We start from the raw sequence: 209 nt of genomic DNA, 5'->3' as shown, positions 1-209 counted from the left end.
GGCGGCAATCCGGCTGGTGCGTTGACCGGTGCGCTGGGCACGGTCACGGGTGCGCTGGGTAACGTGGGTGGCGGTTCAAACCCGCTGGCGCCGGTTCAAGGTGTCGTCAATCAAGTGACGGGCGCGCTCGGTGGCGGCAATCCGGCAGGTGCGTTGACCGGTGCGCTGGGCACGGTGACGGGTGCGCTGGGTAACGTGGGTGGCGGTTC

The 209-nt window shown here is 69.4% G+C and carries 1 pseudogene; it reads left to right on the top strand.

From position 1 onward, the window contains the following. Positions 1–209: pseudogene (locus tag DIE11_RS36085) on the top strand (hypothetical protein); the annotation flags it as partial.

This window comes from Burkholderia sp. Bp9012, assembly GCF_003853825.1.
Classification (GTDB): domain Bacteria; phylum Pseudomonadota; class Gammaproteobacteria; order Burkholderiales; family Burkholderiaceae; genus Burkholderia; species Burkholderia diffusa.
The sequence above is the reverse complement of the archived record's forward strand: the minus strand, read 5'-3'. Positions and strand labels throughout refer to the sequence as shown.